General features: G+C 38.7%; 16 protein-coding genes. 15 read left to right on the plus strand and 1 reads right to left on the minus strand.

What is annotated here, in order from left to right:
• The first annotated feature begins 4 nt into the window (after positions 1-4).
• The 7 genes from rlmB to BI291_RS16595 all read left to right on the plus strand — a co-directional run bounded on the left by rlmB (position 5) and on the right by BI291_RS16595 (position 5403).
• Positions 5-778, plus strand: coding sequence for a 23S rRNA (guanosine(2251)-2'-O)-methyltransferase RlmB (rlmB, locus tag BI291_RS16565; protein WP_074500223.1), 774 nt, complete (start codon positions 5-7; stop codon positions 776-778).
• A gap of 190 nt (positions 779-968) precedes the next feature.
• Complete coding sequence (locus BI291_RS16570; protein WP_074500226.1) at positions 969-2045, plus strand: ABC transporter substrate-binding protein; 1077 nt, start codon at positions 969-971, stop codon at positions 2043-2045.
• 170 nt (positions 2046-2215) lie between these two features.
• The gene (rpsF, locus tag BI291_RS16575; RefSeq protein WP_074500229.1) at positions 2216-2623 is read left to right on the plus strand and encodes a 30S ribosomal protein S6; all 408 of its coding nucleotides are present in this window, start codon (positions 2216-2218) and stop codon (positions 2621-2623) included.
• A gap of 43 nt (positions 2624-2666) precedes the next feature.
• Positions 2667-2936 carry a primosomal replication protein N gene (gene priB / locus BI291_RS16580; protein ID WP_254849607.1) on the plus strand — a complete coding sequence of 90 codons (270 nt, stop codon included), beginning with the start codon at positions 2667-2669 and terminating at the stop codon, positions 2934-2936.
• A 9-nt stretch (positions 2937-2945) separates the two neighbouring features.
• A complete protein-coding gene (rpsR, locus tag BI291_RS16585; RefSeq protein WP_074500237.1) occupies positions 2946-3173 on the plus strand; it encodes a 30S ribosomal protein S18 in 228 nt (75 codons plus the stop codon).
• Positions 3174-3193: 20 nt separating this feature from the next.
• The gene (gene rplI / locus BI291_RS16590; RefSeq protein ID WP_074500239.1) at positions 3194-3646 is read left to right on the plus strand and encodes a 50S ribosomal protein L9; all 453 of its coding nucleotides are present in this window, start codon (positions 3194-3196) and stop codon (positions 3644-3646) included.
• 134 nt (positions 3647-3780) lie between these two features.
• Complete coding sequence (locus BI291_RS16595) at positions 3781-5403, plus strand: EAL domain-containing protein (protein WP_074500244.1); 1623 nt, start codon at positions 3781-3783, stop codon at positions 5401-5403.
• Here BI291_RS16595 and BI291_RS16600 read toward each other — a convergent pair.
• A complete protein-coding gene (locus tag BI291_RS16600) occupies positions 5366-6313 on the minus strand; it encodes a 1-aminocyclopropane-1-carboxylate deaminase/D-cysteine desulfhydrase (RefSeq protein WP_074500245.1) in 948 nt (315 codons plus the stop codon). The genes BI291_RS16595 and BI291_RS16600 overlap by 38 nt on opposite strands.
• 170 nt (positions 6314-6483) lie before the next feature.
• Here BI291_RS16600 and BI291_RS16605 point away from each other — a divergent pair, with 170 nt between their 5' ends.
• Genes BI291_RS16605 through BI291_RS16640 form a run of 8 tightly spaced genes read left to right on the plus strand, consistent with a single transcriptional unit; the run spans position 6484 to position 14482 of the window.
• On the plus strand, positions 6484-7395 hold the full coding sequence (locus tag BI291_RS16605) for a hypothetical protein (protein WP_074500246.1): 912 nt from the start codon (positions 6484-6486) through the stop codon (positions 7393-7395).
• Positions 7388-7990, plus strand: a complete 603-nt coding sequence (locus tag BI291_RS16610) for a PilN domain-containing protein (RefSeq protein ID WP_074500247.1) — start codon at positions 7388-7390, stop codon at positions 7988-7990. Before BI291_RS16605 ends, BI291_RS16610 begins: the two co-directional genes overlap by 8 nt.
• A gap of 1 nt (position 7991) precedes the next feature.
• Positions 7992-8675 (plus strand): hypothetical protein, encoded by a 684-nt coding sequence (locus BI291_RS16615; protein WP_074500248.1) that lies wholly within the window; start codon positions 7992-7994, stop codon positions 8673-8675.
• Positions 8668-8994 (plus strand): hypothetical protein, encoded by a 327-nt coding sequence (locus tag BI291_RS16620; RefSeq protein WP_074500249.1) that lies wholly within the window; start codon positions 8668-8670, stop codon positions 8992-8994. The genes BI291_RS16615 and BI291_RS16620 overlap by 8 nt, the downstream gene beginning before the upstream one ends.
• A gap of 2 nt (positions 8995-8996) precedes the next feature.
• On the plus strand, positions 8997-10694 hold the full coding sequence (gene mshL, locus BI291_RS16625) for a pilus (MSHA type) biogenesis protein MshL (RefSeq protein ID WP_074500250.1): 1698 nt from the start codon (positions 8997-8999) through the stop codon (positions 10692-10694).
• Between the two features lie 17 nt (positions 10695-10711).
• Positions 10712-11614: an ExeA family protein gene (locus BI291_RS16630; protein ID WP_074500252.1), complete on the plus strand. Its 903-nt coding sequence runs from the start codon at positions 10712-10714 to the stop codon at positions 11612-11614.
• The gene (locus tag BI291_RS16635) at positions 11611-12762 is read left to right on the plus strand and encodes a tetratricopeptide repeat protein (RefSeq protein WP_074500253.1); all 1152 of its coding nucleotides are present in this window, start codon (positions 11611-11613) and stop codon (positions 12760-12762) included. Before BI291_RS16630 ends, BI291_RS16635 begins: the two co-directional genes overlap by 4 nt.
• 4 nt (positions 12763-12766) lie before the next feature.
• On the plus strand, positions 12767-14482 hold the full coding sequence (locus BI291_RS16640) for a GspE/PulE family protein (RefSeq protein WP_074500254.1): 1716 nt from the start codon (positions 12767-12769) through the stop codon (positions 14480-14482).
• Positions 14483-14486 lie beyond the last annotated feature (4 nt).

The following is a 14486-nucleotide window of genomic DNA, read 5'->3' on the forward strand; positions in this document are numbered from 1 at the left end:
TAAAATGGCTAAACATGACGAATTGGCTTTTGGTATTCATGCTGTAACAGCACTAATTGAAAACCAACCGGAACGCTTTAAAGAATTATTTCTATTAAAAGGTCGTGATGACCAACGATTATCTACAATTGTTAATTTATCAAGAAAGTATGGCATTCCTACGCAAGTAGTACAGAGAAAGGTGCTTGACGATAAAGCGAAAGGTGAGCAACACCAAGGTGTACTAGCAAGAATAACTCCAGAGAAACAGTTGTCAGAAGCTGATTTAGATGATGTGTTATTCGCTGCTGAACGTAAAAATGAATTACCTTTTTTACTGATTTTAGATGGCGTGACTGATCCGCATAATTTAGGTGCATGCTTACGTAATGCCGATGCGGCAGGGGTGCAGGCGATTATTGTACCTAAAGATAACGCGGCACGAATAAGCGCCACCGTACGAAAAGTTGCGGTTGGCGCAGCTGAAACTGTACCGTTGATTCAAGTGACTAACTTAGCCAGAACCATGAAGTCTTTACAGCAACAAGGTATCTGGTTGGTCGGCACCGCAGGCGAAACTGATTGTTCCTTATATGATGATGTAAAACTAGATGGCCCAATGGCACTTGTCATGGGGGCAGAAGGTAAAGGTATGCGTAGATTGACTAAAGAAAATTGCGATCAACTTGTTAAGCTGCCAATGGCTGGGAATGTTTCAAGTTTAAATGTATCAGTGGCAACAGGTATTTGTTTATTTGAAATTGTTCGTCAGCGTCAAGCCAAAATGCTGCAAAAATAAACGCGAAAGGTCAACAGACCCTAAATAAATAGCTACGCTGTTCATTTATTTTGTTTATTATAATACCCATTAGATTAATAACTTAAACCGTTGATCTAGTGGGCGCACATTGCTGCAGTAACATCACCATTAACGATAGTTAAAAAGGGGTAAACTTATACTTAACATACTTATTTACCTTGTTGTATTATTGCTAAGTACTTTAACCTATGCACAATTCAATGAAGATAACCTAATAAAGCTTGCTGTCTCTAATGTTACGAAAGGACCAGCGGCGCAAATTGGTATCAGGTTAAATCAGGGAGCAGAGGTTTATTTTCAGAAAGTAAATCATCAGAATGAACTTCCAGGCTATCGTATTGAAATGACACATCGAAATGATAGTTATGAACCGTTCAATACGCTTAAAAATACGCAATATTTTCTTCAGCAAGGTGATTTTTTTGCTTTCTTTAATTATGTAGGTACACCGACAACTGCAGCTATTCTCGAGACCATTAAAAATAATAAGTTACCATTTTTAACCCCTTTTACCGGTGCATATTTTCTTCGAAAGCCAGCAATTAAAAATATTTTTACCTTGCGAGCTAGCTATTATCAAGAAGTAAAGGCGCAACTTGATTACCTTATAAATACCAGAGGATTTAAAAATATCGGTTTATTGATCCAAGCGGATGATTTTGGCTATGCGGTCGAGAAAGGTTATAAGAAAATTATGGAAAGCTATCATGTCACGCCTACGATAACGGCAAGATATCGAAGAAATACCGAAGATATACAAACTGCATTAATGTTGTTGCGTAAACACAAAGTTGAAGCGGTCGCTTTTGTGGGAACATATAAACCATTGTCAACATTAATTAACCAAGCGTATGAGCAAGATTTTACGCCATTTTTTTCAAGTGTATCCTTTATTTCAAGTGCTGACTTATTCCCATTACTTAAATACCACAGTGATGTATTGATCACTGAAGTCTTTCCCGATCCAAAAGATTGCAAAAAAGCATATTGTCGTCAATTTGTTGAAGACATGAACGCTGCTGGTTATTCTGACTTGGATCGTATTCAATTAGAAGGGTATATGAATGGCTATTTATTTACTCAAGTAGCTAAGCAATGCATCAACACTATGACTCCAACTTGCTTTTTGAATGAAATACAAAATTTTTCATCGCAACAGCTTGATATTAAAATTGAATTTTCACCGTTAGAACATCAGGGCCTTAACAACGTTTACTTAAACATCTATTCACCTGTTAGACAGTAAAATGCTTACCGCGTCGGTGATTAAATAATCACTAAATAAGCTTGCCTTTATCGGTTGTTTTACCTACAATACGCGACCTTAAATCAGCCTGAACATATTTTTGTTCCTTGCCTCAATACTGGTGCTTTGGGCTGAGCCAGCTAAGAGGCTACAACCGTAAGGAGCTCGTAATGCGTCATTACGAAATCGTATTTATGGTTCACCCTGATCAGAGTGAACAAGTGTCTGGTATGATCCAGCGCTATACTGACTTGATCAACGCCGCTGAAGGTAAAATCCACCGTCTTGAAGACTGGGGTCGCCGTCAGTTAGCATACCCAATCAACAAACTGCATAAAGCACACTACGTTTTAATTAACGTTGAAGCGCCGCAATCAGTTATTGATGAATTAGAAACTTCTTTCCGTTATAACGACGTTGTTATTCGTAACATGATCATGCGTACTAAAGGCGCGGTAACTGAAGCATCACCTATGGCTGTTGCTAAAGATGACCGTCGCGAAGTGAAGAAAGAGGTTACTGAAGCGCCAGCTGCTAAAGTTGAAGAAAAAACTGAAGAAGCTGCAAGCGAAGAATAAGTAATCTGTGGTTGATAATCACTTAGTGTTAGTTGGGGAACTGGTGAAAAAACCTAGTTTTTCAACAAGTCCTGCAGGTATAGAGCATTGCCAATTTTCAATTGATCATCGCTCAATGCAACAAGAAGCTGGCTTAAATCGTCAAGCGTTTGTTCGAATACAGGTAGTGGCAACAGGTGAATTAACCCACATAACGCGTGAGTTCATTGCAAGAGATGTAGTTAAAGTGACTGGTTTTATCAACCGTCATGAATCAAGAAATGGTAACCCAATTCTCGTACTGCATGCCTCGCAAATAGAAAAGATAAATTAGGAGAAATCCATGTCTCGTTTTTTTAGACGTCGTAAGTTTTGCCGCTTTTCAGCGGAAGGCGCTAGCGAAATTGATTATAAAGATATCGCTACGTTAAAAAATTATATCACTGAAAGTGGTAAAATCGTTCCTAGCCGTATCACTGGTACAAGTGCTAAATATCAACGTCAACTTGGTCGTGCGATCAAGCGTGCTCGTTACTTAGCATTATTACCGTATACTGATTTACACAAGTAACCTAATAAGGGGTTTTGAAAATGGAAGTAATTCTTCTTGATAAAATCGCCAAATTAGGCGGCCTTGGTGACAAGGTAACTGTTAAGTCTGGTTATGCACGTAACTTCTTATTACCTCAAGGTAAAGCTGTTTTCGCATCTAAAGCAAACGTTGAGCACTTTGAAGCTCGTCGTGCTGATTTAGAAAAGAAATTAGCGGATGACTTAGCTGCTGCAGAAGCACGTGCTGCTAAATTAGTAGAACTTGCTGAAGTAACAATCGCTTCTAAAGCTGGTGACGAAGGTAAATTATTCGGTTCAATTGGTACTCGTGACATCGCTGATGCGATCACTGAAGCGGGTGTTGAAGTTGTTAAAGCTGAAGTACGTTTACCACACGGTTCAATCCGTGAAACAGGTGAGTTCGATATCGCTATTCACTTGCACACAGATGTAGATTCAAGCATTAAAGTTGTTGTTATCGCTGAAGCGTAATTACAACTTAGCTTTATATGAAAACGCTGTAACTTAGGTTACAGCGTTTTTTTTTACTTTTATTTTAGCCAATCAGTGTTGATTGCATAATTTTAGCTACACTTTGATTAGAATCTACAAACACATCAAGGTTAATGGTCAAGCTAACATCATCTTCACCAGTGGTATTATTGTCTTTATTGTACCTGATAACAGTCATTATCACTGGGGCATCGCTATTACTTTGGTTTAATAATCAAATATTACTTGCGAGCTTGCTCACGTTCGTTCTTTTGGCGATCATCGTTACTATCTACCTTCTACATAAAAAAGTCATACCTAAATATAAAAGATATCTCGTTGTAGAAAATTGGGCGTACTTAGCCAATATTTGCCATGAGTATCAAGATTTAGTTGGGCAAGACGTTATTGCTCGAATGGTAAACCGATTAGTCACTAAAGGTCGTGATGTTGATAATATTGACAGCATGATTGATAAAGGTATTAGAAGTAAAATATTACTCGATGAAGATACTGGGCTTGGCAATAGAGAATTTTTTGATCATCGTCTTGATGCGTTACTTAAAGAAGAAGGTATACAAGGAGCTGTTTACTTTATTCATTTTAATGAAGGCGAACTTGTTTATACGCTTCATGGGAGAACAGCGGTAACGCAAATTTTCAATCAGGTGATCGCCAGTATTAATATGTTGCTACATAAATTATCGGGTTGTTATTTAACACGCCGAGGTACCTATGAACTTGCGTTGATAGCGCCAGGTGTTTATATCACTGAAGCAGAACAATTAGCGCAACGCATGATCAAAACCTTATCAAGTATAGCCTTACCGATAGGCGTAGAACGAGATTCTTTTGTGCATATCGGTGTAAGCTATTTTTCTCAAGCTGAGAATAGCTATCAAATTAAATCTGAAGCTGATATGGCGCTACGATCAGCGCAATTACAAGGCCCTTCTCAATGGTTTATGTTTGAACCTGGTGAGGTGGAACATGTGCGTGCTAAAGGTTCATTACAATGGAGAACTTTTTTGGAAAAAGCCATTGCAAGAAATGCCTTTGTGTTATTTTTTCAACCCGTACTTGCTGCAACCAACGAAAAATCTTTACATCATGAAGTATTGGCCAAAGTGCGTGATGAAGACGGGCAATTGATTAACGCACGCGTCTTTTTACCAATGGCGGTGAAAAGTGGTGTGATTAAAGAGGTTGATTTTTTAGTGTTATCACAAGTCTGCCGTTTATTGAATTACGATCGACATTTAACTGAAAGTTGTAGTTTAAATTTATCGATTGAGAGTTTGTTATCGAAAAACTTGCTCGGCAAGTTTAAAGAAATTCTTGTTCGCTATCCAAAAATATCATCACAACTGATTGTAGAGATATCAGAATATCATTTAGTCAATGAGTATTTACAGCTAAAGCCTGTATTATCACAGTTACAGTCACTTGGGATCCGGTTATTTATTGACAAGGTTGGACAATATATTGAAAGTGTTGATTACTTAAAGGAATGTCCAATCAGTGCGATTAAGCTTCATGCCAGTATTGTTATTAATATTCATCAGCGTTCTGAAAATCAAATTTTCGTGAAAAGTCTAGTAAAAATCTGCCAATCTCAACAAGTTGACATTTACGCCTTTGGTGTCGAATGCGCTGAAGAGTGGCGAACGTTAAAAAAATTAGGCGTGAACGGCGGACAAGGACACTACTTTACTGAGCCTATGTCGCAGGTGGCAAAAGCCATTCATCAGCCTTAATTTTTTTTTGCTCAATAAGTCCGTGCAAACCTTGTAGCCCGCCTGTATGTAATATCACAATGCGGTGGCCAGCAGGGAAAAAGCCTTGCTCGATCAACGTTAATAGCGCTAAGATCATTTTTCCTGAATAAATGGGCTCTAACGGTAATTGCGTTAACTGGCTAAATTCACACATTTTTGATAAATCTTCAGCACAAAACTTTGCATACCCTCCACCATGAAAATTCGTGAATAGTTGCCAGTTTTGTGCGTTACAATGATGTGACTGCAGCAGTGATTGAATGTGTTCATGTAAATACTCTGCTTGTTTTAATACCGCAATACCGAGAATATTATGTTGTTGTTTGTCCCCTGCAACTATTCCTGAAATCGTGCCTGCACTTCCAACTGGGGTAATAATCGTATCAAATTCAACTTGGCTATTTAGCTCATCACATAATTCGCTGACACCTTTTAAAGCAAGAGAATTACTGCCACCCTCAGGAATAATAAAATGGTCAGGGTAACGTGATTTTAAGTCTGCTAAGTAGGTTTCATCGTGGCGTAACTTGTAGGTTTTTCGATCAATAAAATCTAAAGTCATACCCCATTGCTTGGCCTGCGTCAGCGTTGCATTGGTTTCATAATGCTGTTCACCACGTACCATGCCAATTGCATGTATTTGTTGTTGCTGACAAGCATAAGCGAGTGCATGAAGGTGATTTGAATATCCGCCACCAAAACTGAGAGCGCCACGATAACCTAAAGATTTTGCGTGCTGTAAATTATAGTTTAACTTCCGCCATTTATTACCCGACACAACGGGGTGAATAAGATCATCGCGTTTTACGTAAACAGTCAGTTTATGTTTTGTGAATAACGGATGTTCAATGACTTGAACAGGAGAAGGTAAATTAGCAGAAGATATCATGATGACGATAAGTATATACTTTGTTGGTGTGGTTGCGGGCTATTTCACAACATTTAGAGAGACTATAAATGTTTAATAATGAAATATTAACTAAAAAACTTGCGGATATATACGAATAAGTGATAATGAAAAACATGGCGACTCTTATAAACAACAATAATATCAATTAAATGTCACTAGCGTCACGGATTCAACAAGTATTTAAACCTCGCGGATCAAGCAGTATCGTTGGGCTTAGTCTACAACAGCGCTCTATTCATCTATGTTCTTTAGATCATAGTCTTAATGCGCGTTGTAAGTTAATAGAGCTAACAGATGGCGATTTCAATTCGGCATTTACTCGTGTGCATCAAAAATATAAACCAAGTGGTCAGTGCCATTTAGTTTTGTCTTCGAAACATAACCAAGTGGTACAAATTGATAAACCTGCTTTGCCGGAAGAAGAAATCAACAGTGCGTTAAAATGGCAAATCAAAGATTTAGTGTCAATTCCTCCAGAGAATATGGTGATTGACTATTTTGATGCACCTAAAACGTCAAGTGACAGTGATAAAATACATGTGATTTGTGCGGCGAAAGATATGTTAGCAACGTGGTTAACATCATTGAATACTCAACAACTTAGTGTCGCATCAATTACTATTGAAGAGTTTGCCTTTGCTGCTTTAATGCCGAATATTGATGACGCTAAAATTCTATTATGCCAACAACCTAATGAAGATATGTTATTGCTCATTGTTAAACAAGGGCGATTATACTTTCAAAGACGACTTCGAGGTATGGCGCAAATTGGTGAGAAAACAGAACAAGAACTTAGTTTTGGTACGATTGACTCATTGAGTTTAGAAATTCAGCGTTCTATGGATTACTTTGAGCGACAAATGAAACAAGCACCAATAAAAAGTATTGAGGTGTTAGTGCCCATTGAAAACGAAGCTTATTTAGCACGGTGTTTAGCTGAAAATGCTAATGTTGCGGTCAATTTATTTACTATGCCAGAAGGTTTTGAACCATATCGTACCTACGCGGCTAGTTTAGGAGCAACACGTATTCAAGCAATGTCTGAGGTTGTCGATGGCTAAGTATTCGATAAATTTATTACAACCTGAACTTATTGCTAAACAGCCTACGTGGACGTTAGCCCGTGTCGTATCCTTATGGGTGTTTGTATTTATTGCCATGCTTTTGTGGCTAACGTGGTCGCACTATCAGCTTAATGACAGTAAAAAGCAAGTAGCGAAATCAACATTAGCAAAAGAAGCTATAGTTACTCAGCAAATGACGCTCGAAAGTCAAGTAGCATCAAACAAAGCTGATACAGCCCTGGTAGAACAATTAGCAACCGTTAAATTACTGTTTAAAAATAAACAATTATTGCATCAGCAGTTAACGGATACCTCTTCCACACATGCTGCTGGATTTTCAGCGGCAATGACTGAGTTATCGCAATATCATCATCGCGATATTAGCTTAAAGCAGGTGACAATTTCAGGGAATTATATTCGCTTTTCCGGGGTAGCACATACGCCAGAAAGTGTACCTTTGTGGTTAGCGGCATTTGAGCAATCAACGTTTCTTTCTGGGCATGTTTTTAGTCACTTCACCTTACAAGAAAATGATCAAAAGCTAACGGAGTTTGTCATAAGTTCTCGTCAACAGACAGGCAAGGAGCAATAAGATGAAGCAACGTTGGCAAATATATGCTGATAAGTTCTTGCAGATCACACCTCGAGAACAATACTTGATCATCCTAACTGGCTTGATTGCGATTATCTTCATTATATTTAGTATGTTCATTGACGATAATTTACTACAAATTGAAAAGCTTACTAAACAGCATCAACAAAATGTAGCTGATATTCAATCAACACAAATGACGGTTGATGTGCTTGCTGAGGCATTAAAGACAGATCCTAATGATGCGATCCGCAAACAGCTGAGCCAATATCAATTACAAATGAGTGAAGTTGATCAACAGCTTAGTTTATTGGCGTCAGATCTTATTAACCCCATTCAAATGCGGCATGCACTTATTGATCTATTGTCATCAAAAAAAGCTGTTTCGTTAACATCGTTCGATGTTTTTGCCGCAGAGCCTATGGAGTTAACTCCTGAAACTGAAAAGAAAAACGTTGCTGAACAACCTTTACCGGTACAATCATTATCATTGTATAAACATGGTGTTAAATTAACATTATCCGGAGATTATTTCGCACTAAAAGACTATATAGCAGCTTTAGAAAAACTGAAATGGAAGTTCTTCTGGCAAACATTTGATTATCAGTTAATGGCGTACCCTAAGGGTGAATTAACAATAACGATGTATAGCTTAAGCACGAATAAGGAGTTTTTAGGTGTATAAAGTATTGTTAAGTTTAGTGCTCGTTTCTTTTGTTAGCCTTGGGCAATCTAATGACCCAACAAAACCACTATTAAAGCAAGAAGTTGCCAGTGAACAACAGCAAGCTAACGCTGAACTTGTGCTTCAAAGCATTGTGCAATCAGGTAAACAATTTAACGTTGTTATTAATGGTACCTTGTTAAAACAAGGTGATAAGCTAAATCAATACCGATTGACTAAGGTTACACCGCGTTACGTATTACTTTCGTCTGATGAGAAAAATATAAAGCTGTCATTGTTCTCGTCCGTTGTCGACAATTCAAAGAAAAAAGATAATTAACTATGAATCAGCCTTCAAAAAGTTTGTTACTAGGTGCAATGACAATCTTCTTAGCGAGTTGTCAATCTGTTCCACCACAACCCAAACATATTACCGACGAATTAGATAAAGCAATTGCTTCTGCAGAGAATACTAAAGCACCTAAACCCCTTGCGAGTCTTCCATCGGCGGTGCAGCAAGACTTAATGCAACAGAGTATGAATCAAGCAAGGCAAGGCTTATTATCTGAGAAGCGATTAGATATTGGTGCGAGTGGTGTTGATGCGCAAGCATTTTTTGCCGCGTTGGTAGAAGATTCTAGTTATAGTGTTGCTGTGCATCCAGGCGTGACCGGAGCAATTACCTTAAATTTAAAAGATGTCACACTGAATGAAGCGCTCGATGTTGTAGAGCAATTATATGGTTATGAAATTCACCAAACAGGCCAAGTTATTCAGATTTACCCGGCAGGTATTCGTACTGAAACAATACCATTAGATTATTTATTTATTACTCGTGGTGGTTTTTCTACCATGAGTGTTAATTCAGGTGGTGTTGGTAATGCTGATAGTAATAACGGTGGTCAAAATAATGGCAACAATAACTCGAACAACAATAACCGACAAAATCAAAATGGTAACGGTGGTCAAAATAATCAATCGGCACAAATGAATGTTAATGGCACCAACGTATACACTGAGAATAAATCAGATTTTTGGAAAGAACTTGAAGAAAATTTAGAAAATTTAATCGGCGCAAGTGACAACTCAGAAAGCTCAGTGGTGGTATCTCCTCAGTCAGGTTTAGTGACAGTGCGAGCATATCCGAAAGATATCAAAGCAATTAAGCGTTTTTTAACCGGTACGCAAGAATTATTGCGTCGACAAGTGATTATTGAAGCAAAAATATTGGAAGTCACCTTAAATGATGATTACCAACAAGGGATAGAATGGGAAAGCATCCTTGGTAGCTTACATCGTGGTTTTAACGAAACCGCAATTGGTTTTAGTACCACTGGAAATATCGAAGGTAATGCTATTTCAAACACTATCGGTGGTGTTACTGGCATTAGCTTCTTTAAGAACACTGATTTTTCAGGGGTATTACGGTTACTATCGACACAAGGGAATGTACAAGTGCTTTCTAGCCCTCGTATTACGGCAACGAATAACCAAAAGGCGGTGATAAAAGTTGGTGATGATGAGTTTTTTGTCACTGAAGTTTCATCAACGACTACAACCGGTACTGCTACCACTACCACGCCAGAAATAGAATTAACGCCCTTTTTCTCAGGTATAGCGCTAGACGTTACACCGCAAATAGATGCTAATGGCGAAGTTATTCTTCATGTTCACCCATCGGTGACAACAGTACAAGAGAAAACAAAAACCATACGCTTAGATGGTCAAGATTATGTGTTACCTCTGGCGCAAAGTAGCGTTAGAGAATCAGATACTGTCGTTAGGGCAAAGTCAGGTGAAATTATCGTTATTGGTGGTCTTATAGAAACCACTAAAATTGATATGGAGTCTAAAACACCGTTACTAGGTGATATTCCATTGATGGGTGAACTGTTTAAAAGCAAAAGTCAAAGTACCCAGAAGAAAGAGCTGGTACTGATGTTGAAACCGATAGTGACTGGTCAAGATACTTGGAAAAGCCAATTAGAAGATGCTCGACAATTATTGAAACAATGGTTTCCTGAAGAAGACACGCAATAAGCGCCTTAGGCATTTATATGTATCTTTATCATTTTGGTTTACGTGAATTACCGTTTACCCTAACCCCAAATACTAACTTTTATTTGGGGATTGCACCGCACTATGAAGCCTTTGAAGTATTGCTGACAGCGTTAAAGACAGGTGAAGGCTTCATCAAGGTTATTGGTGAGGTTGGTACAGGAAAAACACTGCTATGTCGTAAGTTATTGAATGAAATACCAGAGCATTTTGTAACAGCTTATATACCTAACCCGTACTTACAACCAGATGAGCTTCGACGAGCAGTCGCGGTAGAGTTAGGTGTTAAACAAGCTCAAAGAATGTCGGTGCAACTGTTAACGCAACGTATTCAGGAACGACTTCTAACATTACACAGTCAAGGTCATTCAGTGGTACTCATTTTGGATGAAGCACAGGCGTTGCCGGCTGAAAGCTTAGAAGCATTAAGGCTTTTTACCAACTTAGAAACAGAAACACGAAAATTACTGCAAGTGGTGTTATTTGCGCAACCTGAACTTGATCAGCGATTAAATGAAACAAGGTTTAGACAATTAAAGCAACGCATCACTTTTTCATATGGTTTACGAGCTATGACTGGTGAAGAAGTTGCACAGTATATTGATCATCGTATGCATATTGCTGGCTATAAAGGTGCGCAGTTGTTTGATAAAAATTTATGTCAACAGATCGCAAAAGTTACAGAAGGCATTCCGAGGCTAGTCAATATTTTATGCCATAAAATGCTGATGTTAAGCTATGGACAAGGAACCTACCAATTGACTAAAACACATCTTAAACTTGCCGTAAAAGATACAGAAGCAACAGTTGAAAAAGCAGTAAGGGTTAATGGCTGGTTTGCTAGCGGTGTGCTATTGAGTATGTTATTGATAGGGTGGTACTTCCTTGGAGAAATGCTGTGAGTGTAATTAACCAAATGCTAAAAGATTTAGATCAGCGCCAAGGTGATGAATTAATAAATAACGAAAGGCAGCACATATTTGCTACTCAACGTCAGCCAAAAAAAACATGGTTACTTATACTGCTTAGTTTGGTTTTAATTAATGTTTTTGCCTTAATTATTTGGTGGCAATACCAAGAAAATCAACAATTAAAAGCTCAGCAAAATATAACTTCAACGACTAACATTGCAAGTGAACAGCTTGAACATCAAGTAAAGTCACCGGCGGCCAGCATTAAGGAGTCTTCCCTTCAACGTTCGATTGATACTGAACGCCAAAATACGGTAGTTAAACAGTCTGTAAATCGAGTTGATGAAAATACAAGTTCGCAGGTTACCGAACAACAAAACGAAAACCAACAAATTGCTTTATCAATACAGAAAAATGTGCCATCGAACAATAGCAATGAACAGGTACACAGGCAGCAACCTACAACAACTAACAATACAGTTAAGCAACAAGAGAATGATACGGCTCAACAACACGTGAGCTCAAAAACTGACAGTAAACCAACACTTTCAATTGCACGTAAACAGTTAACGCCGAAAGAACTCGTTGATCAAAAAACAAATGCAGCTCAACAAGCCATAGAACGAAGTGAGATCAAACAAGCGGAACAACTTCTAGAAGAAATTTTATTAATACAACCAACACATCATTCAAGCAGAAAACAGCTTGCTGCACTCTGGTTTGGCCGACAAGATTATCGTGCGGCTTTAAATGTGTTGTTTCAAGGGATTTCACTCGCACCGCAAAACCCTGATTTTAGGATAATGCAAGCACGTATTTATATTAAGCAAGGCATGCTTTCAAATGCTATTGCAAGTTTGCTGCCGCTTGCCAAGGTCGATAATGTTGAATTTCAATCGCTTTTGGCATCGTTAACTCAGCAAGTGGGCGATCATAAAAAATCCGCAGCAGCGTATTTACGCCTTACTCAACTACAGCCTGCTCAAGGAAAGTGGTGGCTAGGATATGCCGTTGCATTAGATAGCCAAGGCGAATTTAACTTAGCGAAAAGTGCGTACCGTCAAACTCAACAAACGAATGATATATCTGAAAGTACTCGTCAGTTTATTCGTCAACGACTGACAGAGTTAGGAGAATAACACTATGGCTGCCCCTAAATTAAAAATGCGACTTGGTGATTTGCTTGTTCATGAGCATATCATTACTAATGAACAATTAATGCAAGCACTAAATAGTCAAAAATCAACGGGTAGAAAACTTGGTGATACCTTAATTGAATTAGGTTATTTAGGAGAAAGACAACTTCTAGAATTTCTTGCACAACAACTTGATGTGCCATTTTTAGATATTAGTCAGCGTAGAATTCCGACTGAAGTCGCAAAATTATTACCAGAAGTACATGCCCGACGTTTAAGAGCACTCATCATTGAAGATCAAGGTGATGCAGTACTTGTAGGCATGAGTGATCCTGCTGATTTAGGTGGTTTAGATCAGCTTGAAGATATGCTTTCGCCGCGCAGTATAAAGCTTGCCGTTGTGATGGAATCGCAACTATACCAAGCTTTTGATGGTTTATATCGCCGTACAGCGGATATAGAATCTTTCGCTAGCCAATTAGAAGAAGAATACGATCAATCTTCTGAATTCGATTTAACGACTTCGTTTGTCGATGAGGGCGGTGATGCAACCGTAGGGAAGTTATTACAATCAGTATTTGAAGATGCCGTGCAAATGCGTGCATCAGATATCCATATAGAGCCGGATGAAAACCTTTTACGTATTCGCCAACGTATTGATGGTGTGTTGCAAGAAAATGTATTAAAAGAAAATAAAATAGCCTCCGCCATGGTCTTACGGTTAAAACTCATGGCAGGGTTAGATATTTCAGAAAAGCGTTTACCACAAGATGGCCGTTTTAACTTAAAAATTAAAGGTCATAGCATTGATGTGCGTATGTCGACAATGCCGGTTCAACATGGCGAGTCAGTGGTTATGCGTTTGTTAGATCAATCAGCAGGTTTACTGTCGCTTGATGAAACGGGTATGCCTGCTGAGCTAGTTGCACGGGTACGACATCAAATAACCCGTCCGCACGGCATGGTGTTGGTTACTGGCCCCACAGGTAGCGGTAAAACAACTACATTATATGGTGCGTTAAGTGAACTAAACCAGTCATCTAAAAAAATAATCACGGTTGAAGATCCCGTAGAATATCGTTTACCACGTATTAATCAGGTACAAGTTAACAGTAAAATAAATTTAAGCTTTTCAGGGGTGTTGCGTACGGCATTACGCCAAGATCCTGATATTATCATGGTGGGTGAGATGCGTGATCATGAAACCGTTGAAATTGGTTTACGAGGCGCATTAACAGGTCACTTGGTGCTATCAACTTTACATACTAATGATGCTATAACTAGCGCATTAAGATTGATAGATATGGGCGCAGCAGGTTTTTTAGTGGGTAGCTCTTTACGTGCGATTATTGCCCAGCGGTTGGTACGACGCGTATGTGAAAGTTGTGCAAGTGAGCATGAACCAACCAGCCAAGAAAAAATGTGGTTATCCCACTTAGCAGGAGAGAAAGCCACACAAGCAAGTTATAAACAAGGGACAGGTTGCCAATCGTGTCAATATACAGGCTATAAAGGCAGAATTGGTGTATTTGAATTGTTAGAAATGAATGAACCGATGATGGCGGCATTAAAAAGAGATGATGCTGAAATGTTTACTGAGCAAGCAAAAGCACACCCTAGGTTTATTCCTTTAGCGATGGCTGCTTTTGATTATGCCGCCCAAGGAATAACGACCGTTGAAGAAGTGTTACGCCTTGTTGAAATGGTTGATGTGAGCGAGTAACAAG

The sequence above is a fragment of the Thalassotalea sp. PP2-459 genome, assembly GCF_001913705.1.
GTDB classification, from domain to species: Bacteria; Pseudomonadota; Gammaproteobacteria; order Enterobacterales; family Alteromonadaceae; genus Thalassotalea_C; species Thalassotalea_C hakodatensis.

Excerpts from the sequence above, each read along its gene's own strand:
- BI291_RS16600 (WP_074500245.1), bottom strand. The coding sequence starts at position 6,313 with ATGATATCTTCTGCTAATTTACCTTCTCCTGTTCAAGTCATTGAACAT.
- BI291_RS16610 (WP_074500247.1), top strand. The coding sequence starts at position 7,388 with ATGGCTAAGTATTCGATAAATTTATTACAACCTGAACTTATTGCTAAA.
- BI291_RS16605 (WP_074500246.1), top strand. The coding sequence starts at position 6,484 with ATGTCACTAGCGTCACGGATTCAACAAGTATTTAAACCTCGCGGATCA.
- BI291_RS16630 (WP_074500252.1), top strand. The coding sequence starts at position 10,712 with ATGTATCTTTATCATTTTGGTTTACGTGAATTACCGTTTACCCTAACC.
- BI291_RS16595 (WP_074500244.1), top strand. The coding sequence starts at position 3,781 with ATGGTCAAGCTAACATCATCTTCACCAGTGGTATTATTGTCTTTATTG.
- rpsR (WP_074500237.1), top strand. The coding sequence starts at position 2,946 with ATGTCTCGTTTTTTTAGACGTCGTAAGTTTTGCCGCTTTTCAGCGGAA.
- rpsF (WP_074500229.1), top strand. The coding sequence starts at position 2,216 with ATGCGTCATTACGAAATCGTATTTATGGTTCACCCTGATCAGAGTGAA.
- rlmB (WP_074500223.1), top strand. The coding sequence starts at position 5 with ATGGCTAAACATGACGAATTGGCTTTTGGTATTCATGCTGTAACAGCA.
- rplI (WP_074500239.1), top strand. The coding sequence starts at position 3,194 with ATGGAAGTAATTCTTCTTGATAAAATCGCCAAATTAGGCGGCCTTGGT.
- mshL (WP_074500250.1), top strand. The coding sequence starts at position 8,997 with ATGAATCAGCCTTCAAAAAGTTTGTTACTAGGTGCAATGACAATCTTC.
- BI291_RS16615 (WP_074500248.1), top strand. The coding sequence starts at position 7,992 with ATGAAGCAACGTTGGCAAATATATGCTGATAAGTTCTTGCAGATCACA.
- BI291_RS16640 (WP_074500254.1), top strand. The coding sequence starts at position 12,767 with ATGGCTGCCCCTAAATTAAAAATGCGACTTGGTGATTTGCTTGTTCAT.